Origin of the sequence: Rhodopila sp. (assembly GCF_965277165.1) — a bacterium.
In the GTDB taxonomy this organism is placed as follows: Bacteria; Pseudomonadota; Alphaproteobacteria; order Acetobacterales; family Acetobacteraceae; genus Rhodopila.
In genome coordinates, this window is the sequence record NZ_CBDICE010000006.1 from 723712 (window position 1) to 746968 (window position 23257).

General features: G+C 65.6%; 20 protein-coding genes. 13 read left to right on the top strand and 7 right to left on the bottom strand.

The features are described 5' to 3' along the window. Positions 1-353: 353 nt before the first annotated feature. Positions 354-1238: a 2-dehydro-3-deoxygalactonokinase gene (locus ACQY4Y_RS14960; RefSeq protein ID WP_428491400.1), complete on the bottom strand. Its 885-nt coding sequence runs from the start codon at positions 1236-1238 to the stop codon at positions 354-356. Positions 1239-1412: 174 nt separating this feature from the next. On the opposite strand from ACQY4Y_RS14960, the gene pgeF reads away from it, so the two are divergent. The 3 genes from pgeF (at position 1413) to ACQY4Y_RS14975 (ending at position 3854) form a co-directional block, all read left to right on the top strand. Beyond that, positions 1413-2174, top strand: a complete 762-nt coding sequence (pgeF, locus tag ACQY4Y_RS14965; protein ID WP_428491401.1) for a peptidoglycan editing factor PgeF — start codon at positions 1413-1415, stop codon at positions 2172-2174. Positions 2175-2342: 168 nt separating this feature from the next. Continuing rightward, a complete protein-coding gene (locus tag ACQY4Y_RS14970) occupies positions 2343-3266 on the top strand; it encodes a hypothetical protein (RefSeq protein WP_428491402.1) in 924 nt (307 codons plus the stop codon). Positions 3267-3428: 162 nt separating this feature from the next. Next, positions 3429-3854: a CHRD domain-containing protein gene (locus ACQY4Y_RS14975; RefSeq protein ID WP_428491403.1), complete on the top strand. Its 426-nt coding sequence runs from the start codon at positions 3429-3431 to the stop codon at positions 3852-3854. Positions 3855-3879: 25 nt separating this feature from the next. On the opposite strand, the gene ACQY4Y_RS14980 is transcribed toward ACQY4Y_RS14975, so the two are convergent. Next, on the bottom strand, positions 3880-4914 hold the full coding sequence (locus ACQY4Y_RS14980) for a glycosyltransferase family 9 protein (RefSeq protein WP_428491404.1): 1035 nt from the start codon (positions 4912-4914) through the stop codon (positions 3880-3882). A gap of 93 nt (positions 4915-5007) precedes the next feature. Beyond that, positions 5008-6492: a DHA2 family efflux MFS transporter permease subunit gene (locus tag ACQY4Y_RS14985; protein WP_428491405.1), complete on the bottom strand. Its 1485-nt coding sequence runs from the start codon at positions 6490-6492 to the stop codon at positions 5008-5010. 273 nt (positions 6493-6765) lie between these two features. Between ACQY4Y_RS14985 and ACQY4Y_RS14990 the strand changes: the two genes are divergently transcribed. The 6 genes from ACQY4Y_RS14990 to ACQY4Y_RS15015 all read left to right on the top strand — a co-directional run bounded on the left by ACQY4Y_RS14990 (position 6766) and on the right by ACQY4Y_RS15015 (position 13550). Then, positions 6766-7539 (top strand): SDR family NAD(P)-dependent oxidoreductase, encoded by a 774-nt coding sequence (locus ACQY4Y_RS14990; protein ID WP_428491406.1) that lies wholly within the window; start codon positions 6766-6768, stop codon positions 7537-7539. Positions 7540-7699: 160 nt separating this feature from the next. Next, positions 7700-8254, top strand: a complete 555-nt coding sequence (locus ACQY4Y_RS14995) for a TetR family transcriptional regulator C-terminal domain-containing protein (protein WP_428491407.1) — start codon at positions 7700-7702, stop codon at positions 8252-8254. A 240-nt stretch (positions 8255-8494) separates the two neighbouring features. Continuing rightward, on the top strand, positions 8495-9733 hold the full coding sequence (locus ACQY4Y_RS15000; protein ID WP_428491408.1) for an efflux RND transporter periplasmic adaptor subunit: 1239 nt from the start codon (positions 8495-8497) through the stop codon (positions 9731-9733). A 96-nt stretch (positions 9734-9829) separates the two neighbouring features. Next, positions 9830-13015 carry an efflux RND transporter permease subunit gene (locus ACQY4Y_RS15005; protein ID WP_428491409.1) on the top strand — a complete coding sequence of 1062 codons (3186 nt, stop codon included), beginning with the start codon at positions 9830-9832 and terminating at the stop codon, positions 13013-13015. Between the two features lie 129 nt (positions 13016-13144). Further along, positions 13145-13366 carry a hypothetical protein gene (locus ACQY4Y_RS15010; protein ID WP_428491410.1) on the top strand — a complete coding sequence of 74 codons (222 nt, stop codon included), beginning with the start codon at positions 13145-13147 and terminating at the stop codon, positions 13364-13366. A gap of 4 nt (positions 13367-13370) precedes the next feature. After that, positions 13371-13550 carry a hypothetical protein gene (locus ACQY4Y_RS15015; RefSeq protein WP_428491411.1) on the top strand — a complete coding sequence of 60 codons (180 nt, stop codon included), beginning with the start codon at positions 13371-13373 and terminating at the stop codon, positions 13548-13550. Positions 13551-13560: 10 nt separating this feature from the next. On the opposite strand, the gene recG is transcribed toward ACQY4Y_RS15015, so the two are convergent. Next, on the bottom strand, positions 13561-15663 hold the full coding sequence (gene recG, locus ACQY4Y_RS15020; protein WP_428491412.1) for an ATP-dependent DNA helicase RecG: 2103 nt from the start codon (positions 15661-15663) through the stop codon (positions 13561-13563). On the opposite strand from recG, the gene ACQY4Y_RS15025 reads away from it, so the two are divergent. Beyond that, on the top strand, positions 15662-15973 hold the full coding sequence (locus ACQY4Y_RS15025; protein ID WP_428491413.1) for a succinate dehydrogenase assembly factor 2: 312 nt from the start codon (positions 15662-15664) through the stop codon (positions 15971-15973). The two genes, recG and ACQY4Y_RS15025, sit on opposite strands and share 2 nt — an antisense overlap. Then, entirely contained in the window at positions 15970-19491 is a 3522-nt protein-coding gene (gene mfd / locus ACQY4Y_RS15030; RefSeq protein WP_428491414.1) for a transcription-repair coupling factor, read from the top strand. Before ACQY4Y_RS15025 ends, mfd begins: the two co-directional genes overlap by 4 nt. A gap of 62 nt (positions 19492-19553) precedes the next feature. Here mfd and ACQY4Y_RS15035 read toward each other — a convergent pair whose 3' ends face one another. After that, entirely contained in the window at positions 19554-19940 is a 387-nt protein-coding gene (locus ACQY4Y_RS15035; RefSeq protein ID WP_428491415.1) for a MerR family transcriptional regulator, read from the bottom strand. A 148-nt stretch (positions 19941-20088) separates the two neighbouring features. Between ACQY4Y_RS15035 and ACQY4Y_RS15040 the strand changes: the two genes are divergently transcribed. Next, positions 20089-20745, top strand: coding sequence for a cation transporter (locus ACQY4Y_RS15040; RefSeq protein WP_428491416.1), 657 nt, complete (start codon positions 20089-20091; stop codon positions 20743-20745). On the opposite strand, the gene ACQY4Y_RS15045 is transcribed toward ACQY4Y_RS15040, so the two are convergent. Beyond that, on the bottom strand, positions 20725-21327 hold the full coding sequence (locus tag ACQY4Y_RS15045) for a carbonic anhydrase (protein ID WP_428491417.1): 603 nt from the start codon (positions 21325-21327) through the stop codon (positions 20725-20727). The genes ACQY4Y_RS15040 and ACQY4Y_RS15045 overlap by 21 nt on opposite strands. A gap of 31 nt (positions 21328-21358) precedes the next feature. Beyond that, positions 21359-22690, bottom strand: coding sequence for an MFS transporter (locus tag ACQY4Y_RS15050; protein ID WP_428491418.1), 1332 nt, complete (start codon positions 22688-22690; stop codon positions 21359-21361). Positions 22691-22875: 185 nt separating this feature from the next. Between ACQY4Y_RS15050 and ACQY4Y_RS15055 the strand changes: the two genes are divergently transcribed. Continuing rightward, a complete protein-coding gene (locus ACQY4Y_RS15055; RefSeq protein WP_428491419.1) occupies positions 22876-23247 on the top strand; it encodes a nuclear transport factor 2 family protein in 372 nt (123 codons plus the stop codon). The last annotated feature ends 10 nt before the right edge of the window (positions 23248-23257 follow it).

The following is a 23257-nucleotide window of genomic DNA, read 5'->3' on the forward strand; positions in this document are numbered from 1 at the left end:
GCGGGCCACTTACCCACCGCTCCAACACCGCGATTGGACTAACGCTTGACCGGTGCCCACCCCCCGCCCAGCCCACAGGGGACATTTTAACTTTGGGGAGTCAGGGGACATCTCTACTTTGCATTGACAGGCAGTACCGGCGATGCGTCATGGAGAAAGGTATTCGGCAGCGGATGACGCGATCGGCCACCTTTGTCGGCAGGACATCGTGACGGTTGTTCCGACCAAAGCCGGGCTTGTCGTATTGACTTAAATATGGATGTCCATAGTGACGCAGCGGTGACCGGAACGGATTGGCGCGGCCAAATTCCGCGCAAGGATCGGCATCCGGTCGCGCCGGTGCGGCCAGTGTGTCAGTTCCATTGCGCGTGTTCCGCCACCAGTGCCAGTCCGCGGGCGGCAGCCTCACCGTCATGGCGTTCGGCGTAACCGCCGCAGGCGGTGATCGCTTTGGCATACAGCGCAGTCAGTTCCAGTGCGCCGATCACCTGCACCACCTCGGCAGCGGCGGACGCCATCGCGGCGCGCACCTCGTGCCCGATCAGGATGCCGGAAAGATAGGCCGGCGCGTCGGATTCGTTCAGCCGGTTCGCCAACGCCAGGGCGCGCACGCCGAACAAGTGATGCAGCAGGCCACCAGGATCGGCCGAGCGCGCGATCCCGGCATCGAATGGCGTGCCGTCGGAGGGGCCGTCGCGCATCATTCGGGCCAGGATGGTATGGCCGCGCAGCGCGCCGAATGCCTCGCCGGTCATGTGGGTGGTGAAGCCGACGATGCGACCGCCCTCGACCCGTACCCATTTCGAGTTCGTGCCCGGCAGGCAGGCGAGACCGCCGTCGCGCAGCAGCGGGGCGATGCCCAGCGCCTGGGTCTCCTCGCCGCGCATGACCTCGGCGACGCCGGCGTCGTCGACGCCGGACAACCCGGGAACCAGTTTCACCCGAGCCCAGTCGAAGCCGATATCGACCAGCGCGCCGGCGAGTTCGGCCGGGCCGGCCGGGCAGGGGAGATAGGGCGTCTCCTTCCAGCCCTGGCGGCTGCCGATGCTGCCGCAGAGCAGCACGCGGTCTTCGCCGGCCGCCAGCCAGGGGCCGATTTCCTCGCGCAGCGTGTCGCCGAAACGTCCGTCCGGCACGTTCAGGATGCCTTTCGGGCCGGCGCGCCGGTCACGGATGGCGCCGTCGCGCCCGACGCGAAACGCGCGGAAGCTGGTATTGCCCCAATCGATCCCGATCATCGCGTTTCCTCTTCCGGATTTGAATCGCGTTGCAGCGTAATACCGTTTGGCGCCGAGGCGAAAACGTCGTCGTCAGCGCCGAAGCCTTCATAGCCGCCAGCCGATAACATCGGTTGACCGGCGGCTGCCAAGTCCGCACACCAGCTTGATGCTCTTGGACCGGAGTCGCATAGCATGGCGGAAGCGCTGACCGCGGACGGGCTGGGGGCGCCGCACGGGTTTTTCACCCGCCGCGGTGGTGTGTCGAGCGGTCCGTATGCCAGCCTCAACTGCAGCCTCTCGAGCCGCGACGAGCGCATCGCGGTGCTGGAAAATCGCGCCCGGGTCGCCGCTTCGTTGGCGATCGAACCGGGGCGGCTGCTGGGTTTGACACAAGTGCACGGCATTCGGGTGATTACCGCGACCGAACCCTGGGGCGCCGGCGCGGGCGAATCGGCCGACGCCATGGTCACCGCCGAAGGCGACCTTGGGCTTGGCATCGTGACCGCCGACTGCGCGCCGGTGCTATTCGCCGCGGCGGGCGGGGCCATCGTCGGCGCGGCGCACGCCGGCTGGCGCGGCGCCGTAGCCGGCGTGCTGGAGGCCACCGTCGCGGCCATGGTGGCGCTGGGAGCCTCGGCCGGCGGCATCGTTGCCGCCGTCGGCCCGTGCATCGCGCAACAATCCTACGAGGTCGGGGCTGATCTGCGCGACGCCGTGCTGGGGCGCTCGATCGCCGATGCGGCGTGGTTCGCCGCCGGGCGACGGCAGGATCGTTGGCAATTCGACCTGCCGGGCTACTGCGCTGGGCGCCTGCACGGCGCCGGTGTCGGGCACGTCATCGTGACCGGCATCGACACCCTGGCCGCGGAGGACCGCTTTTTCAGTCACCGCCGAAGGACGCTGGCTGATGGCGGCCCGATCGGGCACCAGATCTCGGTAATTCGGCCAGCTTGAGCCGGCCGCTCCTGCGGCTGCGCATGCCGCGCCGACCCAGCGCGCGAAGCTTCGTGCGTCGAACCCGAGCGGGAGTATTTGCGGAAACGCAATTTGTCCCGCCGCGAGCCGTAGGCACAAAAAGAAAGCCTCTTCCGGCGTCGTTCGGCATCTGCTTGAAGCTGGCGGATGATTGCTCGTCTCGGCCTTCTGGCGCTGTTGCTTTGCTTGTCCGTATCCGCTTGTGGCGACCTGCCGGAGCCGTTCCTGGGCAATCCCGGCGCGACCGCGCAGCGGCTGGCGAAGCCGCTGACTCCTTTGCTGGCGGTGCCGCCGGGCACTGACACGCTGTTGCCGGACGCCGCCAACCGGGATCTGGCGAAACAGCTTGCCACCGCGCTACAGGCCACCGAGGTACCGGCGATGGTGCGGCAACCGGCTAAGACCGATTGGCGCCTGGTGACGCGAGCCGAACTCGACGGCAAGGGCGTGAAACCGATGTTCAGCGTGCAGGATCCTCAGGGCAAGGAGCGCGGCAGCGCGGTGGGCGAGGTGGTGCCTCTGAAAGCCTGGGCCAACGCCGATCCGGCGTTGATACGGCAGGTCGCCGCCGAGGCGGCGCCCAGGGTCGGAGCTGTCCTGACCAGCATTCGGATCGCGCACGACAAGGCTGATCCAACCAGTTTGTACAACAGGGCGGCCAAGGTGGAGGTCGTCGATGTCACCGGCGCCCCGGGTGACGGGGACCAGACCCTGACGCAACAGATGCGGGCGCGGCTGGCGGTGCTGGGGCCGGTCGTACTGACCACGCCGACCGGGGCCGACTTCGTGGTTCAGGGCCAGGTCAAGGTAGTTCCCATTCCAAAACGGAAACAGCGGGTCGAGATCCAGTGGGTGGTGAAGACCGCGTCGGGAGACGAGCGCGGTCGGGTCGTGCAGTTGAATGAGATCCCGGCCGGCACGCTGGACCACTACTGGGGGGATGTCGCGGTGGTTGTTGCCACCGAGGCATCGGCCGGGGTCAACGATGTGATCCTGCGCCAGTCCGGTCACGACCCGAACCAGACCCGCCAGTCCGCCAACCCGGACCAGACCCGCCAGTCCGCCAAGTAACCAAGTCCGCCAAATAGCGATGGGTCGGGGAACGCCGGCGTCACGATCCAACAGGGAACTATTGCCCTGGGCCCGTGGTTCCGGCATAGCAAGTTGCGTGGACGGAAAATCGCTGCCGGTTTGCCGTCGACCAAGAATGCGTTGGCAGAAAAGGGAGATTGCATGATTCGTCGCTCATTGGCTGTTGCCAGCCTCGCTGTTTTGTTCGCCGGTCCGGTGTATGCGGCGAGCATGAAATATGATGCCGCTCTGACGCCCTCTGCCGAGGTTCCGCCGACTAAATCCACCGGATCGGGCGAGGCCAGTGTCACACTGGACACCGCGACGCACGAGATCACCTGGAACGTAACCTTCAAAGGCTTCAGCAGCGCGGTCACCGCGGCCCATATCCACGGCCCGGCCGCGGCTGGCAAGAATGCCGGCGTGGTCGTGCCGTTGGGCAACGCGCCGACCAGCCCGATACATGGAAGCAAGAAGCTGACCTCGGAGCAGGAGCAGCAGCTCGAGGCCGGAATGTACTATATCAACGTCCACACCAAGAGCAATCCGAGTGGGGCGATCCGGGGCCAGTTGATGAAGGCCGAGTAGCCGCCGCCGCAGCTTTGAACGGGTATCAACCGGGGGCGATGCGTCCCCGGTCGATGCGGATCGCGTGTAACACCGAGGCCAGCGTGACCCGTGCCATCCCGTCATGCACGCCGATATCGGACGCGGTCACCGGGACGATCTGGTTGGCGTGGTCGAACGCCCGGGTGGTGCCGAACAGCGCATAGGTCCGGGTGCCGGTTGCCGCGGCGATGTTCATTGCCCCGGTGTTGTTGCCCACATAGAATGCGGCCGCCGACAGCACCGCGATGACTTCAGGCAGATCCCATCCCAGCATCGGTCGGGCGCGCGCGCCGCGCTCACCCAAAAGCCGCACGATGGTAGTCGCCGAGGTTTGGTCCTCGGTGCCTCCCACCAGCGCCAGCATCGGCCATCCGGCGTCCAGCAACGTCGCTGCCAGGCTGGCGAAACGGTCGGTGCCCCATTGGCGTAAACGCTCGCTGCTGCCGATGCCGATGGCGACGAAGCCACCCGGCGTGGCGCCCAGGCGCGGCAACGCCGCCCGCAGTGCGGCTTGGGAAACCTTGAGCCGCGGTTCGACCGAGGGCGGCATGATGCCGGCAGCCCGCAGATAGCGGGTCGCCCTGGTGTGCTGATGCAGCGCCTTCACATCCGGTGGCAGGAACGGGCCGGTATTGAGGAACCAAAGCTGCCGACCCCAGCCGTAGCCACGCCGATCGGGGATGCCCGCCATCCAGGCTGATGCCGCCAGACGGTCGCTATGGTGCAACAACACGATCGAGCCGAAGCCGCGCTCCCGCAGGCCGTGGACCAGGCGGCGGAACCCGCTGATGCCGTCATGCGCGCCTCGCCGGCGGTCGCCGGGATTGAGGTCCACAGCCATGACGTCGGCGATCGCCGGATCGCCGGCCAGAAGCTGATCGGCCAGCGACCGCGGCTTGGCCAGCAGGGTAACCGAGGTGCAGGCCTGGGCGGCGATGGCGCGGATATGGGCCACATGCCAGACCATATCGCCGATGCCGGGCAGCGGCTGAACTACCGCGACCGGATGCCGGTACGGCGGCCATGCGGCCTCTGTCAACGCCCGCCGCCGGTTGTTTCGATCACTGACACGGGCCCAGCATGGCACGGACCGCTTCGGGTCCCAACCGGTAGATCGCGTTACGATCCGCACCTACTCGATCGGGTCTGCATCGACCGCAGTGCCTGGGGGCGGCCTTCGCATCAGCAACAGCAGCAGGACCGCGGGCAACGTGGTGGCGATCAGCAGCATGTAGTCGTCCGTATAGGCGGTGATCGAAGCCTGCCGGTTCACCACCTGGTCGAGCAGCGCCATGCCATCGCGTGTGCCGGGATTGAACGCCTGGACGGCCAACAGTGCTCTGTTGAACGGGGTCAGCGTCGCACCGATCATCTCGCGCAGCGCCTGGGTGTTGCGTGCCAGCACGGTGGAGGTGACCGACACGCCGATCGCCGCGCCGATATTGCGCAGCAGTGCGAACAACGCCGCCCCTTCGGTTCGCAAGGCGGGGGCGAGGGTGGCGAATGCCAGGATCTGCAGCGGCATGAAGACCAGACCCAGGCCGAAGCCTTGCAGGACAATGGTCAGGACGAGGGTGCGTTCAGCGACATCCGGCGTCCAACCGGTCATGATGTAGAACGACAAGCACAGCAGGATCAAGCCAGCGCCTGCCAGGTAGCGCGCATCCATCCGGGTGGCCAGGCGCCCGCTTATCATTATCGCAACAAAATTGCCGAGGCCGCGCGGTGCCATGACCAGGCCGGCGGTTTCAACCGGGTAGTTGCTCAACACCTGCAGCCACGGCGTCATCAGCGACAGGGAGGAAACCAGCAGCGTGCCGACCGCGAACATCAGCACCAGCCCGGACACGAAATTCCTGTCGCGGAACAGGGTCGGGCGCAGCAACGGTTGGTGCGCGGAGAACAGATGGACGACGAACAGATATAGCCCAAGGCCGGCCAGGATGGCCTCGATGATGATCTCCCTGGAGGAGAACCAGTCCTGGTCCTGGCCCCGATCGAGCATCAACTGCAAACCGGCGATCCCGGTGGACAGCACGGCGAACCCCAGCCAGTCGAAGCGCAAGCCGTTGTCGTCGCGGGCGTCGGGCAGGAAGATGATCAGCCCCGCCGCGGCCAGCAATCCGAACGGCAGGTTGATGTAGAACACCCATCGCCAGTCATAGTACTCGGTGAGATAGCCGCCGAGTGTTGGGCCCATGATCGGGCCGATCATCACCCCCATGCCCCAGATTGCCATGGCGAAGCCGCGCCGCTCGGTCGGGTAGATGTCCAGCAGCGTCGCCTGCGACAGCGGCACCAGGGCAGCGCTGAACATGCCCTGCAACAGGCGGAATGCGACAATCTGCGCCAACGACTGGGCCGCGCCGCACAGCATCGACGTCATTGTGAACGCGATGATGGAAACGATGAAGAGCCGCTTGCGACCGAACCGGGTGGCGAGCCAGCCGACCGGCGCGGTCATGATCGCGGCCGCCGTGATATAGGAGGTCAGTACCCAGGTGATCTCGTCGAAGCTGGCGGAGAAACTGCCTTGCATGTAAGGCAGCGCGACGTTCGCGATGGTTTGATCCAAGGATTGCAAAAGCGTCGCGCCGATCGCGGCCGCCGTGATCATAGCTCGGTGCGGTGTGTCCGACGCGGTCATTTGCCGCGGCGGGGGTGCGCCAACGGCCCTCGGAAGAGGGTTTTCCGCACTGGTTTTTGCGTGCACCGACGACCCACGGCGCCACCTTTGATTGAGATCGCGGGTGCCGGCAGGATGTAGGCAATGTCTGATCGCGGTCAATTAATGACTGTTTCCGAGTTTGTCCGGTTCTTGTGACCACGCAGGCTGTTGTCTTCGGGTAATCTGTCGGCCCGCGAACAGTTGTGGTTCTTGGAGGCTCGCATGGCGACATGGCGCGATCAGGTGGCGCTTGTGACGGGAGGCGGCCGCGGCATTGGACGGGCCATTGCACGACGGTTGGCGCGGGAAGGTGCATCGGTCTGCGTCAACTATCTATCGCGCGCCGATGCCGCCGAATCGCTGGTGGCCGACATCGTCGCCAATGGCGGGCGGGCGATTTCGGTGGCGGCCGATGTGGCGGATGACGCCGCGGTGGAGGGCATGGTGGACCGCGTCGCGGCGGCGTTCGGGCCGGTGACGATCCTGGTGAACAACGCCGGGCTGTCGTATCCGGCCTCGCTGGAAAGCTACGATCCGGAGAAGCTGGAGCGTATGCGCCAGGTCAATGGCGACGGCGTCATCCACACCACGCGCGCGGTGATGACCGATATGCGGCGGCAGAAATACGGCCGCATCGTCAACATCACCTCGATCGCCGCGATCGGTACCGCGCTGCCGGGCAATGCGTTCTACGCCGCGACCAAGGCCGAGGCGCAAATCCTGACCTTGCGCTTTGCCATGGAACTGGGACCGCACGGCATCACCGTCAACGCCGTCGCGCCTGGGTTCATCCAGACCGAAATGACCCGCGGCACGGATGAGGAGGCCTGGAAGCAGCGGTCCCAGAAGATCGCCGCCAGCGCTATGCTTGGCCGTGTCGGCGACCCGGATGATGTCGCCAACGCAGTAGCATTTTTCGCATCACCGGATTCGGGGTGGGTGACGGCGCAGGTGCTGGCAGTTGACGGCGGCCGAATGGACTATGTCGGGCGCTGACGCCCGTTCTTGCAGGCCGGCAGGGGTGATGTTCGCGGCGCCACGCGGGCGGTGACGACTTGGCGACTGAAGCGCCGCAACAGCACCCCTTGAAGTTTTAAGATGACCGGTCATATTGGCCCGCATGGCGAGATCGTCATCCCATGATGTTCGAGAACGGTTGCTCGATGCCGGTGTCCAGACCTTCAGCAAGTCCGGGTTCAACGGTTGCAGCGTGCAGGACATCACCGACGCCGCCGGCGTGCCGAAAGGCTCGTTCTACAACCACTTCGAAAGCAAGGAGGCTCTCGCCGCGGCGGCACTGGAGCACTATTGGACCTCGGGGACCTGCGACCAACTAGGTATCCTGACCTGCGCCAGTCTGTCGCCACGCCAACGTCTGCGTCGGTATTTCGAGGTGGCAGCCTCGGATATCGCGAAGGTCAACTTCACCTGCGGCTGTCTGGTCGGCAACATGGCGGCCGAATTGTCCGACCATAGCCCGGTCATCGCGGCCAAGCTTTCCGACATCTTCAGGGGTTGGAGCCGACAGGTCGGTGCCTGCATCCGCGACGCCCAGGCCGCCGGGGAGATACAATCGACGGCCGATCCATACCAACTCGGCGCCTTCGTCCTGAACGCGTGGGAGGGAGCGGTGCTGCGGGCCCGAATTGAGAAAACCGAGCGTCCGCTGCGGCAATTCGTCGAGACGCTGTTTACCAGTTTGCTACATTAGAAGCACGATCGCGCTGAACTGAACGTCCACAGCGCCTGAATCGAGCCATCGGACAAATCGCCAGAATACTTTCAGCGTGCACAGTCGAGCGGAAAGTATTGTGTGGCGTGATGCTGCCGGGCGGAGCGTTCAAAGCCCGTGGATCACGCGATTAAACAAAGCATCCAGCGTTGCCGGGCAAAAGTCGCCCGGAAGCGCGCCGGAACCGAGACGAGACCTCTGTTTGCATCAGGAAATAAGATGACTGGTCAGCTTGAAAGCGTAGTGCTCGACCGCGACGCCCCACCGGCTTCGCTACGCCGGCGTCCCTGGCTGTGGCTGGGGGGCATGGCGATTGTGCTGCTTGCCGGAGGGGCCGCGCTGGTCGGCCCGAAATTGCTGCACAACGCGCACACTGCCGCCGCCCAGCCGTCAGCGCCGCCGCCGCCAACCGTGACGGTCAGCGCTCCGGTGCAGCGCGACCTGGCGAGCTGGACCACCTTTACCGGCCAGTTCTCGGCGGTGGACTACGTCGAAATCCGCGCCCAGGTCAGCGGCTATCTCACCGAGATCCACTTCACCGACGGCCAGATCGTTCACAAAGGCGACCTGCTGTTCGTGATCGATCCGCGACCTTATCAGATCGCCTTGCAGCAGGCCTCGGCGCAGATGTTGACAGCGGCCGCCGGGCTTGAGCTCGCCAACCAGGAAATCGCCCGCACCACGGAACTGCACCGCCGCGACTTCGCCTCCGGTGAATTGCTGGACCAGCGCGTGCAGCAGCAGCGAGCGGCACAGGCCGCGCTTGACCAGGCCGAGGCCGCGGTCCGTTCGGCTCAGCTCAACCTGGAGTTCACCCATATCACCGCGCCGCTGACCGGGCGGATCAGTTCGCATCGCGCCTCGATCGGCAACCTGATCGGCGGCGGCCAAAGCGGGGTGACACCGACACTGCTGACCACCATCGTCTCGCTCGACCCGATCCATCTTGACTTCGACATGAGCGAGAATGACTACCTGGCCTACCAGCGCTATCTGCAGGGCCAGCACGGCGGCCCGATCGATCATACCGTCGAAGCCAGCCTGAGCGACGAGAAAACCTGGACCCGGCGCGGCACGCTCGATTTTATCGACAACCAGATGGATCGCGGCAGCGGCACGATCCATGCCAGGGCGACGCTGCCGAACCCGGATCTGTTCATTGCCGCGGGCCAATTCGCCCGGTTGCGGCTGCCCACCTCGGCGGCTCGACCGAGGCTTCTGGTGCCGGACTCGGCGGTGTCGACCGACCAGTCGCGCAAGCTGCTGATGACCGTCGCGGCGGACGGCAGCGTGGTGGCGAAACCGGTCGAGCTCGGGCCGCTCAGCGGCGGCCTGCGGATCATCAATGGCGGTCTTGCCCCGACCGACCGGGTGATCATCAACGGCCTGATGCGGGCCCGTCCCGGCACCAAGGTGACGCCCCAGCCGGGCAGGATTGCCGCCCCGGCACAAAGCTGAATGGAACAATGACCGCGGGGTCGCCCGCGACAGGATCAAACAACCAGACCGCGATGACTTCCGTCGGAAGCAGTCGCGGCCGCAGGAGCGGCTTGCATGCGCCTATCTCATTTCTTTATCGACCGTCCGATCTTCGCCACCGTGCTGGCGGCGTTCGTCACCATCGTCGGCGCCGTCGCCTATTTCACCCTGCCGGTGGCGCAGTATCCCGAGATCGCGCCGCCGACCATCCAGGTGACCGCGACCTATCCCGGCGCCTCGGCCGAGGTGATCAGCCAGACCGTCGCCACGCCGCTGGAGCAGCAGATCAACGGCGTCGAGAACATGCAATATTTCACCAGCCAGGCCACTGGCGACGGCAGGCTGACGGTGACGGTGACCTTCAAGCTGGGAACCGACCTCGATACCGCGCAGGTGCTGACGCAGAACCGGGTCTCGATCGCCCTGCCGCGGCTGCCGGACGCGGTGCAGCGGCTTGGGGTGACGGTGAAGAAGAACTCGCCGGACATGCTGATGGTGATCCATCTGTCCTCGCCGGACGGATCGCGCGACCAGCTCTATATGTCGAATTACGCCACGCTGCGGGTGAAGGACCAACTGTCGCGCGTGCAGGGCGTTGGCGACGTGCAGATCTTCGGCGGGCGCGACTACGCGATGCGGATCTGGCTGGATCCTGACAAGGTTGCGGAGCACGACCTGACCGCCGGCGAGGTGGTGTCCGCCCTGCAATCGCAGAACGTGCAGGTCTCGGCCGGCGTGCTGGGCCAGCCGCCGGTATCCAAGCCGGGCGCGTTCCAACTGAATGTCGAGACCCTTGGCCGGCTGACCGATCCGGCGCAGTTCGGCAACGTGATCGTAAAATCCGACGGTGCCGGCCGGGTGACGCGGGTGCGCGATATCGGCCGGGTCGAGCTAGGTGCGCAGGACTACGGCGCCAATGGCTACCTCGACCGGCTGAACGCGGTGCCGATCCTGGTCTATCAGCAGCCGGGATCGAACGCGCTATCCACGGCGCGCCACATCCGCGAAACGATGCAACGCCTGTCGAAGGATTTTCCGCAAGGGCTGCGATACGACATCGTATACGACACCACCCTGTTCATTGCCCAGTCGGTGCATGAGGTGGTGAAGACGATCCTGGAGGCGGTCGCCCTGGTGGTCGTCGTGGTGATCGTGTTCCTGCAGACTTGGCGCGCCTCGATCGTGCCGATCGTGGCGATTCCGATCTCGTTGATCGGCACATTCTCGATCCTGTCGGCGCTGGGCTTCTCGCTGAATAACCTGTCGCTGTTCGGACTGGTGCTCGCGGTCGGAATCGTGGTCGACGACGCCATCGTGGTGGTGGAAAACGTTGAACGAAACCTTCGCCTGGGCATGGCCCCGCGCGAAGCGGCGCACCGCACCATGGACGAGGTCGGCGGCGCGCTGATCGCGATCGCACTGACGTTGTGCGCGGTGTTCATCCCTTCGGCATTCATCAGCGGCATTTCCGGGCAGTTCTTCCGCCAGTTCGCGGTTACCATCGCCGCTTCGACGGTGATCTCGTGCCTGATATCGCTGACCCTCAGCCCGTCGCTGTGCGCGCTGCTGTTCAAGCCGCATCAGGCGGCGCACGACCAACCGCAGCGGCGGGCGTTGCTGGCGCGGCCGTTGTTCGCGTTTTTCCGGGTGTTCAACCGCGGTTTCGAGTGGCTGTCCGATCGTTACGGCAAACTGACCGCGCGATTGATCCGCATGAGTGCGGTGGTGCTGGCGGTCTATGCCGGGCTGATCGGACTGACCGGGCTGCAGTTCAGCCGAGCGCCCACCGGGTTCATTCCGGATCAGGATCTCGGGTATCTGATCACCGTTATCCAGTTGCCACCAGGCGCATCGTTGGAGCGCACCGATGCGGTGGTGCGCAAGGCGACCGATATCATCCTCGGCACCCCAGGGGTGGCGCACGCGGTGCCGTTCGCCGGCTTCGATGGCGCGACGTTCACCAACGCATCGAACGCCGGTGCGATCTTCTCTCCATTGAAGCCGTTCGAGGAGCGTCATGCCAAGGGACAGGACGTCGGTTTCGTGCTGAACCAGATGCGCCAGCGGCTGTCCGGCATCCAGGACGCCTTTATCATCACCATCCCGCCGCCACCGGTCGCCGGCATCGGCACCGCCGGCGGCTTCAAGATGATGTTGCAGGACCGCGAGGGGCTTGGACCTGAGGCGCTGGAAGCGGCGGCGCAGGACCTGGTCGGCGCCGCCAACCAGATCCCTGGGCTGGTCGGTGTGTTCACTCCGTTCAGCACCCGCACACCGAGCGTGTTCGCCGATATCGATCGGGTCAAGGCAGAGAAGCTCGGGGTCACGCCCAGTCAGGTGTTCGAGGCGATGCAGGTCTACCTGGGGTCCGCCTATATCAACGACTTCAACTATCTTGGCCGGACCTACGAGGTGACCGCGCAGGCTGACGCCCGGTTCCGCTCCAGCGTCGAGGATATTGCCCGGCTGAAGACCCGTAACGCCGCCGGTGCAATGGTGCCGATCGGATCGGTGGCGCGGCTGCATTCCTCGACCGGGCCGTACCGCGTGCCGCGTTATGACCTGTTTCCGGCGGCCGAGGTGCAGGGCAGCACGCTGCCCGGCGTGTCATCGGGCTATGCGCTGACCCAGATGGAGCAGCTCGCCGCCCGGCGGTTGCCGCCCGGCATCGGCTTCGAATGGACCGATCTGGCCTATGAGCAACGGGAGGCCGGCAACACCGCGCTGCTGATCTTCGGCGCCTCGGTGCTGTTCGTGTTCCTGGTACTGGCGGCGCAGTACGAAAGCTGGACGTTGCCGCTGTCGGTGGTGCTGATCGTGCCGATGTGCTTGTTAGCGGCGGTGACCGGCCTGCTGATCCGCGGGCTGAACGTCGATATCCTGGCGCAGATCGGCTTCGTGGTGCTGGTCGGGCTGGCGGCAAAGAACGCCATTCTGATCGTCGAGTTTGCCAAGCAGGCAGAGCAGGCGGGTGCCAGCGCGGGCCAGGCGGCGATACAGTCAGCCCGCACCCGGTTGCGGCCGATCCTGATGACGTCATTCGCCTTCGTGCTGGGAGTGATCCCGCTGGTGCTGGCCAGCGGCGCCGGTGCCGAGATGCGCCAGTCGCTCGGCACCGCGGTGTTCGCCGGCATGCTGGGCGTGACCGGGTTCGGGTTGATCTTTACCCCGGTGTTCTACGCGGTGATCCGCCGCGTGTTCGCCGGGCGCAGAGGTCGGTCACGGGCTGCCAAGGGGGCGATCGGCGCGCCGGCCGAATGATCGCGGTCGCCGTTGCTGAAGGCTGCCTTTGCCGCTTTTGAATCTATTCGATGTGACCTACCTCACCAAAGTAATGCGCCGACTGGCGTAAGTTGCGTTCATCGATTTCTCCAACACCGAGGAACTCAGATGCGACGCTTTGCGGTTTCCCTGCTTGCGCTTGCCACGGTTCTTGTGGCGGCGCAGCGCGGCTTTGCCGAACCTGTCAGCGCGGCGGTGCCTGGTGAGGCCGCGGCGCTCGTCAAGCAGCCTCCGGCCCATCCGGCGTCCGCCTCGTCCTCAGATGCAGCGGCGCCGGCCGATGGCGGGCGCGACGACGACTTTGTCCCCGTCGGATTCGGTTGGGGTTAGAATCGTGAGCTTCATCGTCGCTGGCTGCGCGCTTCTGCTGGCGCTGATCGTCAGTAGTTTGCTCGACGGTAGGCCCGCTGGCGGCGAGCGCGGCGCCATGTCCAATCCGTTCGTGCCGGGTGATGTCAAAGCTGAGGCCGACAGCCATTTTCACGGCGCGGAATGCCGACCCGATGGCCAATAGGTCGGTGTACCTACCCGGCCGCCAATGTGCGCATCGCCGCCGAACGCTCGAACAGCCGCAGCAGCAGCCGTATTGCCTTGCCTCGCGGTGTCTCCAGTTTCGGGTCGCGCGACAGCAGCACCGCCGCGTCCCTGTGCGCCATGTGCAGCAACGGTTCGTGTTCCACAGGATCGGCCAGTCGGTGGCCGGGCAATCCGGCCTGGCGCGTGCCCAACGCATCGCCGCCGCCGCGCAGGCGGAAATCCTCGTCCGCGATCAAGAAGCCGTCATCGGTATCGCGCAACAGCGTCAGCCGCCGCCGAGCGGTTTCGTTCACCCAGTCCTCGTGCAGCAGCAGGCAGAATGAGGCAGAGGCGCCGCGTCCGACGCGCCCGCGCAGTTGGTGGAGCTGTGCCAGTCCGAAGCGTTCGGCGTGCTCGATCACCATCACCGAGGCTTGCGGCACGTCGACCCCGACCTCGACCACCGTGGTCGCCACCAGCAGTCGCATGGTCCCGGCGGCGAACGCGGCCAGCGCGGCATCGCGCTGCTCGGCCGTCTGCTGGCCGTGCGCCAGGCCGACACGATTGCCGAACAGCCGCCGCAGATCGACGCAGCGCTGCTCCGCCGCGGCGACGTCCAGCACCTCGCTTTCGGCCACCAACGGGCAGACCCAGAACACCTGCGCACCCTCGTCGAGTTTGCGGGCAACGGCCTCCAGAACGGTCGGCATGGTGCCCAGCGAATGCAGCGTGGTGCGGATCGGCAGCCGTCCAGCCGGCTTCTCGGTCAGCCGGCTGACGTCCATCTCGCCCCACTGGGTCAGCAGCAGGGTGCGGGGGATCGGTGTCGCAGTCATGATCAGCACGTCAGTGCGCTCGCCCTTGGCCCCCAGGTTCAGCCGCTGGGTCACGCCGAAACGGTGCTGTTCGTCGATCACCGCGACCGCCAGATCGCGATATTCCACCGCGTCCTGGAACAGCGCATGGGTTCCGACGACGATCTGCACGGACCCGTCCTTGATGCCGCGCAGCAGCCGCGCTCGCTCGCGGCCTTTGATCGACCCGGTCAGCAGCGCCACCGGCAACGGACAGAGCCGGGTCAGGGTGCGGAAATGCTGCTTCGCCAGCAATTCCGTTGGTGCCATCAGGGCGGCCTGCTTGCCGGCCTCGACCGCGCGCAGCATTGCCAGCAGCGCCACCAGGGTTTTGCCCGACCCGACATCGCCCTGCAGCAGCCGCAGCATCCGCCGCGGCGACGCCAGGTCGGCGTCGATCTCGCCCAAGGCCTGTTGCTGAGATCGGGTCAGCGCCAGCCCGAAGCGTTGCATGGCGACGGCGCGAAACCGGGAATCGCCGATCAGCGGCTGGCCCGAGCGGGCGCGCACCCGGCCGCGGATTACCGCCTGCGCGATCTGGCCGGCCAGCAACTCGTCGTAGGCCAGGCGCGCTCGCATCCGGCGGGGGGGTGGTTCGCCGGCCGGGGCCTGGACCGCCCGCAGCGCTTCGGCGAACGGCGGCCATCTCTCCCGCTTCAGCAGCGCTGGATCGTGCCATTCGGGGAACGCCGGCAGCAGATCCAGCGCCTGTGCCAGCCCGTTGGCGACCTGGCGTGGCCACAGGCCGGCGGTCATCGGCCATATCGGTTCGATCCGCGGGATCCGGTCGGCCTGCTCCGCCGGCACCAGGTGGTCGGGATGGGGAATGGTCAGCCGGCCGTTGAACAGATCGAGCTTGCCCGACACCAGCAATTTGGCGCCGGGCGGTGTCTGTGTTTCCCTGGTGAAGCGGAAGAACACCAGTTCGGCCGTGCCAGTGTCGTCCTTGACGATGATCCGCCAGGGCTGGCGCGAGGTTGCCGGGCGTTCGTGCCGCACCACTTCCACGGCGAGCGTCGCTACCGTGCCGGGCCTGGCCGCGCGGATGGTCGGCCTGGCGCTGCGATCGAGATAGGATTCGGGCATGTGGAACAAAAGGTCGATCACCCGGTCCCCGCCGGTCGCGCGCTGGATCAGCCCGGCTACGACTGGTCCCATGCCGCGCAAACTGGTCAGGGGCGCAAAAAGCGCGGCAAGCGGATCGGCGTTCACGGGCTGACAGCCAGGGTGGGCACGGTTATATGACGGTCGGGACATGACCGAACCAGATCATCCAACCCCGGGCGCCTCGGATAGCGGGGACTCGGGAGGCCCGGCGTCCGACGTCCGCCGCAGGCGGCTGCTGTTTCGTGCCACGCATCGCGGGACGTTCGAAAACGACTTGATGATCGGCGGATTCGTACGAGCGCACCTCGCGATGTTAACCGAACCGGACCTCGATGCGTTAGAGGCGGTTATGGAGATCCCTGACACCCACCTGGCTGACTGGCTGACCGGACGCGTGCCGATCCCGCCGGAGGAGGACACGCCGATGCTGCGGCGCATGCGGGACTTTCTGGCACGATGAGCGATTCGATCAGGCTGCCGGTGGCCAAGGGCCCGGCGATCAGAGCCCCGGGGATCGAGGCCCCGGGAATCAGGGTGTGGGGTGCGCCGGAGGGGTGGGACGCCTTCCTGCTGGCGCAGCGCCGTCGCGAACATCCTGGGTCGGTCTTGCACGTCGCCCGCGACGATGCCCGTATGGCTCGATTGGTCGAAGCGCTGGCTTTCGTCATGCCCGAGGCCGAGGTGCTGCGCTTCCCAGCCTGGGACTGCCTGCCGTACGACCGGGTCTCGCCGAATCCGGCGCTGGTGTCCGAACGCATCGCCACGCTGGCCAGGCTGTTGGAGCAACCCAGCGGCCCGCGCGTCGTGCTGACTACGGTCAATGCCCTGGTGCAGCGCGTCCCCCCGCGTTCGGCGTTTGCCGGGTCCAGCATGGAGCTGTCGGTCAACGGCCAGGTCAAGCCGGAGCAGCTTGCCCTTTATCTGGAGGCCAACGGCTATGGCCGCGCCGGCACGGTGATGGAGCCGGGTGAGTACGCCATGCGCGGCGGTATCATCGACATCTTCGCCTCGGGCGAGAGTGAGCCGGTCCGGCTGGATCTGTTCGGCGATGCCATCGAATCGATCCGGGTGTTCGACCCGTCGTCCCAGCGCAGCGCCGGGCGGCGCAAATCGCTGTCGCTGCGCCCGGTTTCCGAGGTGCCGCTGGGCAGGGACTCGATCGCGCGCTTCCGCACCGGCTGGCGCGAGCTGTTCGGCCAGGAGGCGGCTGCCGATCCGCTGTATCTGTCGATCTCGGACGGACGGCGCCATCCCGGCATGGAACACTGGGTGCCGCTGTTCCATCCGACGATGGAGAACCTGCTCGACTACCTGCCCGACGTCGCGGTCAGCCTGGATCACCAGGCCGATGAGGTGCTGGATTCGCGGCTGGAGATGATCGCGGACCACGCGCAGGCTCGCAAAGCCATCCCGCGCGATGGCGAGGTGCCGTATCGGCCGATCCGGCCGGAGATGCTGTATCTCGATCGCGCCGGCTGGGACGAGATGCTGTCGTTCGGGCCGCTGCTGGGGTTTACGCCGTTCGTCAAGCCCGATGCGGCCGATGGCATCGACGGCGGCGGGCGTCCCGGCCCGGTGTTCGCCCAATCGGCGGGCGGCCTGTCCGCTTCCGGGCCAGGCATCAACGTGTTCGAGCAGCTTCGCGGCCAGACCGAACGCTGGACGGCCGAGGGCAGGCGGATCGTCATCGCCGCCTGGACCCGCGGGTCGCGTGAACGGCTGACCAGCCTGCTGCGCGAGCACGGTTTCAACAATTTCGCCCAGGAGGAAGACTACGCCAGCATCCGACGCAAGCCGGCCGGATCGGTGTCGCTGGTGGTGCTGGGCGTCGAGCGCGGCTTCGTCGCCGAACGCATCGCCCTGGTCGGCGAGCAGGACCTGCTGGGGGAACGCATCTCGCGGCCGCCGCGCCGGCGCAAGCGGGCCGATCAGTTCATCGCCGAGGCCACCGAGATCGCCGAGGGTGACCTGGTGGTGCATCAGGAATACGGCATCGGCCGCTACGACGGGCTGGCCACTCTGCACGTCACAGGCGCGCCGCATGACTGCCTGCGGCTGATCTACGACGGCAGCGAAAAGCTGTTCCTGCCGGTGGAGAACATCGAGGTGCTGTCCCGCTACGGCAGTGAGCACCAGGGCGCCGCGCTGGACCGGCTGGGGGGCGTTGGCTGGCAGACCCGCAAAGCCAAGATGAAGCAGCGCATCCGCGACATGGCCGGCGAACTGATCCGCATCGCCGCGCTGCGCAAGATGCGCGACGCCGACACCATGGCGCCGCCCGAGGGCAGTTGGGATGAGTTCTGCTCGCGCTTTCCGTTCGCCGAGACCGAGGATCAGTCTCGCGCCATCGCCGACGTGCTGGAGGACCTCGCGGTCGGCAAGCCGATGGACCGGCTGATCTGCGGCGATGTCGGCTTCGGCAAGACCGAGGTGGCGCTGCGTGCCGCGTTTGTCGCGGCGATGTCGGGGTCGCAGGTCGCGGTGGTGGTGCCGACCACGCTGCTGGCCCGCCAGCATTTTCGGACATTTACCGCCCGCTTCGCCGGCATGCCGGTCAAGATCGGCCAGTTGTCGCGCATGGTCACGGCGCGCGAGGCGGCCGAGGTCCGTCGCGGGCTGACCAACGGCGAGATCAACATTGTCGTCGGCACGCATGCCCTGCTGGCGAAGTCGGTCGAGTTCTCCGACCTGGGTCTGCTGATCGTTGATGAGGAGCAGCATTTCGGCGTCGCTCACAAGGAGCGGCTGAAGGCGCTGAAGTCCGATGTACACGTGCTGACGCTGACCGCGACGCCGATTCCACGCACCTTGCAACTCGCTCTGACCGGGGTGCGCGAGATGTCGGTGATCGCCACGCCGCCGGTCGATCGGTTGGCGGTGCGCACCTTCATCATGCCGTTCGATTCAGTGGTGATCCGCGAGGCTCTGCAGCGCGAGCGGTTCCGTGGCGGGCAGGTGTTCTGCGTCGTGCCTCGGATCGAGGACCTGCAGCGGATGTCGGACCGGCTGCGCGAGATCGTGCCGGAAGCCCGCACCATCCAGGCGCATGGCAGGCTGGCGCCGACCGAACTGGAACGAGTGATGACCGAGTTCGGCGACGGCAAATACGATATCCTGTTGTCCACCAACATCGTCGAGAGCGGCCTCGACATGCCGGCGGTGAACACGCTGCTGATCTATCGCGCCGACATGTTCGGACTGGGTCAGCTGTATCAGCTGCGCGGCCGTGTCGGGCGCGGCAAGCAGCGCGGCTACGCCTATCTGACCTGGCCGCCGAACCATCGGCTTTCCGTCGCGGCAGAGAAACGACTGACCGTGATGCAGACGCTGGATGCGCTGGGCGCCGGCTTTACCTTGGCATCGCACGACCTGGATATCCGCGGCGCCGGCAATCTGCTGGGTGACGAACAGTCGGGCCATATCCGCGAGGTCGGGATCGAGTTGTATCAGCAGATGCTGGAGGACGCGGTCAGCGACATCAGGGCAGGGGAGGGCAAGCATACCAGCCAGGAGCGCGACTGGACGCCCAACATCTCGCTCGGTTTGCCGGTGCTGATCCCCGAGGAATACGTGCGTGACCTGCCGGTGCGCCTGGGGCTGTATCGCCGCATCGGCGCGCTGGCATCCGATGCCGAGAGCGATGCGATGGCGGCGGAACTGGTCGATCGTTTCGGCAAGTTGCCCGAGGAAGTCGACAACCTGCTGGGGGTGGTTGCGTTGAAGCGCGCCTGCCGGGAGGCCGGAGTCGAAAAGCTGGAGGCCGGGCCGAAGGGCATGGTGCTGACGTTCCGCGGCAACGCATTCTCCAACCCCGCTGGCCTGATTCGCTGGCTGTCGAGCAAGGGCGGCATGGTGCGGCTGCGGCCGGACCATAAGCTGGCGATCTCGCGCGATATGGATGTGGTTACACGGCTGCGGTTTGCGCGCGATACGTTGGGGGCGCTAGATCAGATCGTGCGGCAGGCGAAGGCGGCTTGAGGCAATGCTCGTGGCACCCTGGGGTATTGAAGCCGTCGGCGCGTGAGCCGATCTTGGCGATCCTATGACGCGAGAGCTTCGAGGATGCGGCACTGGGCGATTGTGCCGCGGCGACATTGCCCGATGAGCGATTCCAGCTCCTGGCGCAACGCCGTCAAGTTGGCCAGCTTTTGGTTCACCTCGGCCAGATGCTGGCGGGCAATAACGTCGACGGCTTCACAGGATTGCTCGTTCTGGTCGGCCAGATCGAGCAGCGCACGGATCTGTTCAATGGAAAAGCCCAGATTACGGGCACGCCGGGTGAAGCTAAGACGGCTGACATGGGGAGCTGAATAATCCCGATAGTTTGCCGCTGTTCGGGGCGGTGCCGGCAACAGTCCGATGCGCTCGTAATAGCGGATCGTCTCCGTCTTGGTATCCGCCGCCCGAGCCAGTTGGCCGATATTCATCGCGCTTGACCTTGTAGTGACTACAAAGTTTAGATGGTGCGCCATTGCGCGTTGTTGAGGCGTTTGCATGGCCTGCTGTCACGATTCTGCTTGTTCCCCCGGCGCTGGCTGCGATGCGCCTGGCCCGTCATGGCGGGGCGCGGTATGGGTGGCGCTGGCCATCAATGCCGGGTTCTTCCTGGTCGAGATGGTGGCTGGCGCGGCTGTCGGGTCGGCGGCCTTGCAGGCCGATGCCCTGGACTTCCTGGGCGACGCCGCGAACTACGCAATCAGCCTTGGCGTCGCCAAAAAGGCGCTCAAGTGGCGCTCCCGCGCTGCAATCGCGAAGGGTGCCACCATGCTCGGCTTCGCACTTTGGGTGTTGGCCAGTGCAGTATGGCACGGGGTCCATGGCACCGTGCCACGCGCCGAGGTCATGGGCGTAGTCGGGCTTGCCGCACTGATCGCCAACGGGAGCGTGGCGCTTATGCTTTATCGGTTCCGGAACGGTGAGGCGAATATGCGCGCGGTCTGGATTTGCTCTCGAAACGATGCCATGGGCAATGCCATCGTGATGCTCGCTGCAATGGGCGTTTTCGGCACCGGTACCGGCTGGCCGGATGTGGTGGTCGCCGCTGTCATGGGAGGTCTTGGCCTGTGGGGCGGATGGCAGATTGTCAGTCGCGCATGCAGCGAACTCCGCGCCGATCGTGCAAGCGCCTCGGGCGTGGAGGTCAATCATCCCCCCAACGCGCATGTCCTGCCTGCGACGGTGCGGTCATGGCTGCGACGAAACCGCCCCAGTTCATCCTCGCCGATGCTCTGAAATCGTAACATTTAGATCAGTCACCAGTCCGTTGGCCAGTGAATAGACCCAGCCGTGCACGGAAAGATCCTGCCCGCGTGCCCAGGCATCCTGCACAAACAGGTCGGAGGACACGTTTTCCACTTGCCGCTTGACGTTGAGTTCACATAACCGATCTAGCCGCGGGCGCTGATCGGTGATCTTTTCGAGTTCGCCTCGGTTAGCGCTGTAGACCTCTCGGATCGGGTGCAACCAGTGATCCACCAGGCCGCGTCGCCGTCCGTCGACAGCTGCCGCGATGCCACCACACCCGTAGTGACCCACGACGATGATGTGCTTGACCTTGATCACGTCGACGGCGAACTGCAGAACGGACAGGTAGTTTGCATCCTGCGGCGACGCCAGATTGGCGACATTGCGATGGACAAACAATTCGCCGGGGTCCAGATCGACGATCTGGTTCGCCGGCACTCGGCTGTCGGAGCAGCCGATCCATAGATAGTCCGGCGCCTGCTGGCTCTCCAGTCGCTTAAAGAACCCGGCATCGGCGGCGATTTTGCGCGTCGCCCAGGCCCGGTTGTTGGCTTTCAGATGGTCCAGCATTCGCTGATCCAAGAGGCGATCCGCCGCTCGGTCAAGGCCCTTGCACTGTCGGACGTGCGGTATCGACACCCGACACGGCATCCAGTTCCGCGACGGTGATCGGTTCGCTGCGGATCACCACCAGGTACATCAGCGCCGAGAACAATCCGATTGCTGCGCTGACCAGCAGCGCCGGGGTGAAACTGCCGGTCGCCTGGACGATGAAGCCGGTTACCGTCGGGGCCAGCGCGCCGCCCAGATAGCCGCCGAAATTCTGGATGGCGCCCAGTGACGCCGTGCAATTTGCCGGTGCTGCCACAGATGCCAGCGCCCACGACATGCCGCTGGCCGACGCGCCGAACATCAACGCCGCCGAGATCGCCGCCACCGCCATGAAGTCGCTTGGGGTCTCCGCGGCGGCCACGGTGAACGCCACCATCCCCAGCAGGCCGACGATGACCGGGATCTTGCGACTGTTGACCGGCGAGAACCCACGCCGCATCAGCCAATCCGCAATCCAGCCGCCGCCGATGCTGCCGACCACCCCGAAGGCGAACGGTATGGCAGCGACCAGCCCGGTCTTCGGTATCGACATGTGCCGCTGCATTTCCAGGTAGCCGGGCAGCCAGGCGAGGTAGAGCCACCCCATATAGACCACGCCGAAAAAGCCTAGCACCAGACCCCAGGTCGTGCGGAACCGGAACAAGCCAAGCCATTCCGCCAGCCGCACCGGAGCCTGGCTGCGCGGCTCCTCGCCGTCGGTCAGGTAGTGATGTTCCTCGTCGGTGAAATGCTGTTCGGTCGGATCGCGATACAGCAGGAACCAGACGGCGGCGACCACCACGCCGGCCACTCCCATGATGCCAAACATCCAGCGCCAGCCGAAGCCGATCATCAGCACGGTCAGGATCGGTGGCGCGATCGCCGGCCCCAAAGAGGAGGTGCAATTCCATGTCCCGGTCGGCAAGCCTCGGTCGCGTACGTTGTACCAGTCGCGCACCACGCGAACCGCCGAGGAAAACATCGGCGCCTCGCCAAGCCCGAGGAACACCCGAGCGATGGAAAATTGCCAGAACGATGTGACAAATCCGGCGGCGGCCTGGGCGATCGACCACAATCCAAGCCCGGCCGCCAGCAATCGGTGCGGTCCCACCCGATCGACCAGCGCGCCGCCCGGCAGTTGGGCGAAGGCATAGGCCCACAGGAACGCCGACAGCAGCAAGCCCATGTCGGCGATCGACAAACCCAACTCGTTACGAATCAGCGGATTGGCAATCGACAATGTTGACCGATCGAGATAATTCAATGTCCCCGCGATCACCAGTATGATCAGAGCAGAGCGTTGTCGGCGCTTGATACTGGCTGGAGCGGTTGGTCTAGGCATGCAACGTCCTCCCGCGAAGGTCTGTTACGGCTTCGCTTCAGGGACATGATACAGGGTGATGTCGACCCGACAATGGCGAGTGCGATCACGTTGGTTTGGTGCCAAGCCGCCCCGGTTCGACATTGACGGCATGTCTCGGGTAGGTTTGCCCACGGCAGTGAAATTGGAAGCAGGGACGGAAGACAATGGCTGGCAACGCGCAAAAAATCATCGACCTCGATCGTCAGCGGATGACGGCGATGGCCGAGCAGAACGTCGCCATGTTGGACAAGGTGCTGGCGGATGATCTGATCTACACCCACTCATCGGCGCGCCTCGATACCAAGCAGAGCCTGATCGGTGCGATGCAATCGGGCGCCACCGTCTATACTTCGGTTGAACCGTCGGATGTGGTGGCACAGGATCTGGGTGATGCGGTGGTGCTGACCGGTATCGCTGCGATCAGCGTCAACTCGGCCGGCAAGACGAACTCGTTCCGGGTCCGTTTCACCGATGTCTATGCCAGCAAGGCCGGCCAGTGGCAGATGGTGACCTGGCAGAGCACGCGCCTGGGTTGACCCTGGCAAC

Excerpts from the sequence above, each read along its gene's own strand:
- ACQY4Y_RS14960 (WP_428491400.1), bottom strand. The coding sequence starts at position 1,238 with ATGATCGGGATCGATTGGGGCAATACCAGCTTCCGCGCGTTTCGCGTC.
- pgeF (WP_428491401.1), top strand. The coding sequence starts at position 1,413 with ATGGCGGAAGCGCTGACCGCGGACGGGCTGGGGGCGCCGCACGGGTTT.
- ACQY4Y_RS14970 (WP_428491402.1), top strand. The coding sequence starts at position 2,343 with ATGATTGCTCGTCTCGGCCTTCTGGCGCTGTTGCTTTGCTTGTCCGTA.
- ACQY4Y_RS14975 (WP_428491403.1), top strand. The coding sequence starts at position 3,429 with ATGATTCGTCGCTCATTGGCTGTTGCCAGCCTCGCTGTTTTGTTCGCC.
- ACQY4Y_RS14985 (WP_428491405.1), bottom strand. The coding sequence starts at position 6,492 with ATGATCACGGCGGCCGCGATCGGCGCGACGCTTTTGCAATCCTTGGAT.
- ACQY4Y_RS14990 (WP_428491406.1), top strand. The coding sequence starts at position 6,766 with ATGGCGACATGGCGCGATCAGGTGGCGCTTGTGACGGGAGGCGGCCGC.
- ACQY4Y_RS15000 (WP_428491408.1), top strand. The coding sequence starts at position 8,495 with ATGACTGGTCAGCTTGAAAGCGTAGTGCTCGACCGCGACGCCCCACCG.
- ACQY4Y_RS15005 (WP_428491409.1), top strand. The coding sequence starts at position 9,830 with ATGCGCCTATCTCATTTCTTTATCGACCGTCCGATCTTCGCCACCGTG.
- ACQY4Y_RS15010 (WP_428491410.1), top strand. The coding sequence starts at position 13,145 with ATGCGACGCTTTGCGGTTTCCCTGCTTGCGCTTGCCACGGTTCTTGTG.
- ACQY4Y_RS15025 (WP_428491413.1), top strand. The coding sequence starts at position 15,662 with ATGACCGAACCAGATCATCCAACCCCGGGCGCCTCGGATAGCGGGGAC.
- recG (WP_428491412.1), bottom strand. The coding sequence starts at position 15,663 with ATGTCCCGACCGTCATATAACCGTGCCCACCCTGGCTGTCAGCCCGTG.
- mfd (WP_428491414.1), top strand. The coding sequence starts at position 15,970 with ATGAGCGATTCGATCAGGCTGCCGGTGGCCAAGGGCCCGGCGATCAGA.
- ACQY4Y_RS15035 (WP_428491415.1), bottom strand. The coding sequence starts at position 19,940 with ATGAATATCGGCCAACTGGCTCGGGCGGCGGATACCAAGACGGAGACG.
- ACQY4Y_RS15045 (WP_428491417.1), bottom strand. The coding sequence starts at position 21,327 with ATGCTGGACCATCTGAAAGCCAACAACCGGGCCTGGGCGACGCGCAAA.
- ACQY4Y_RS15050 (WP_428491418.1), bottom strand. The coding sequence starts at position 22,690 with ATGCCTAGACCAACCGCTCCAGCCAGTATCAAGCGCCGACAACGCTCT.
- ACQY4Y_RS15055 (WP_428491419.1), top strand. The coding sequence starts at position 22,876 with ATGGCTGGCAACGCGCAAAAAATCATCGACCTCGATCGTCAGCGGATG.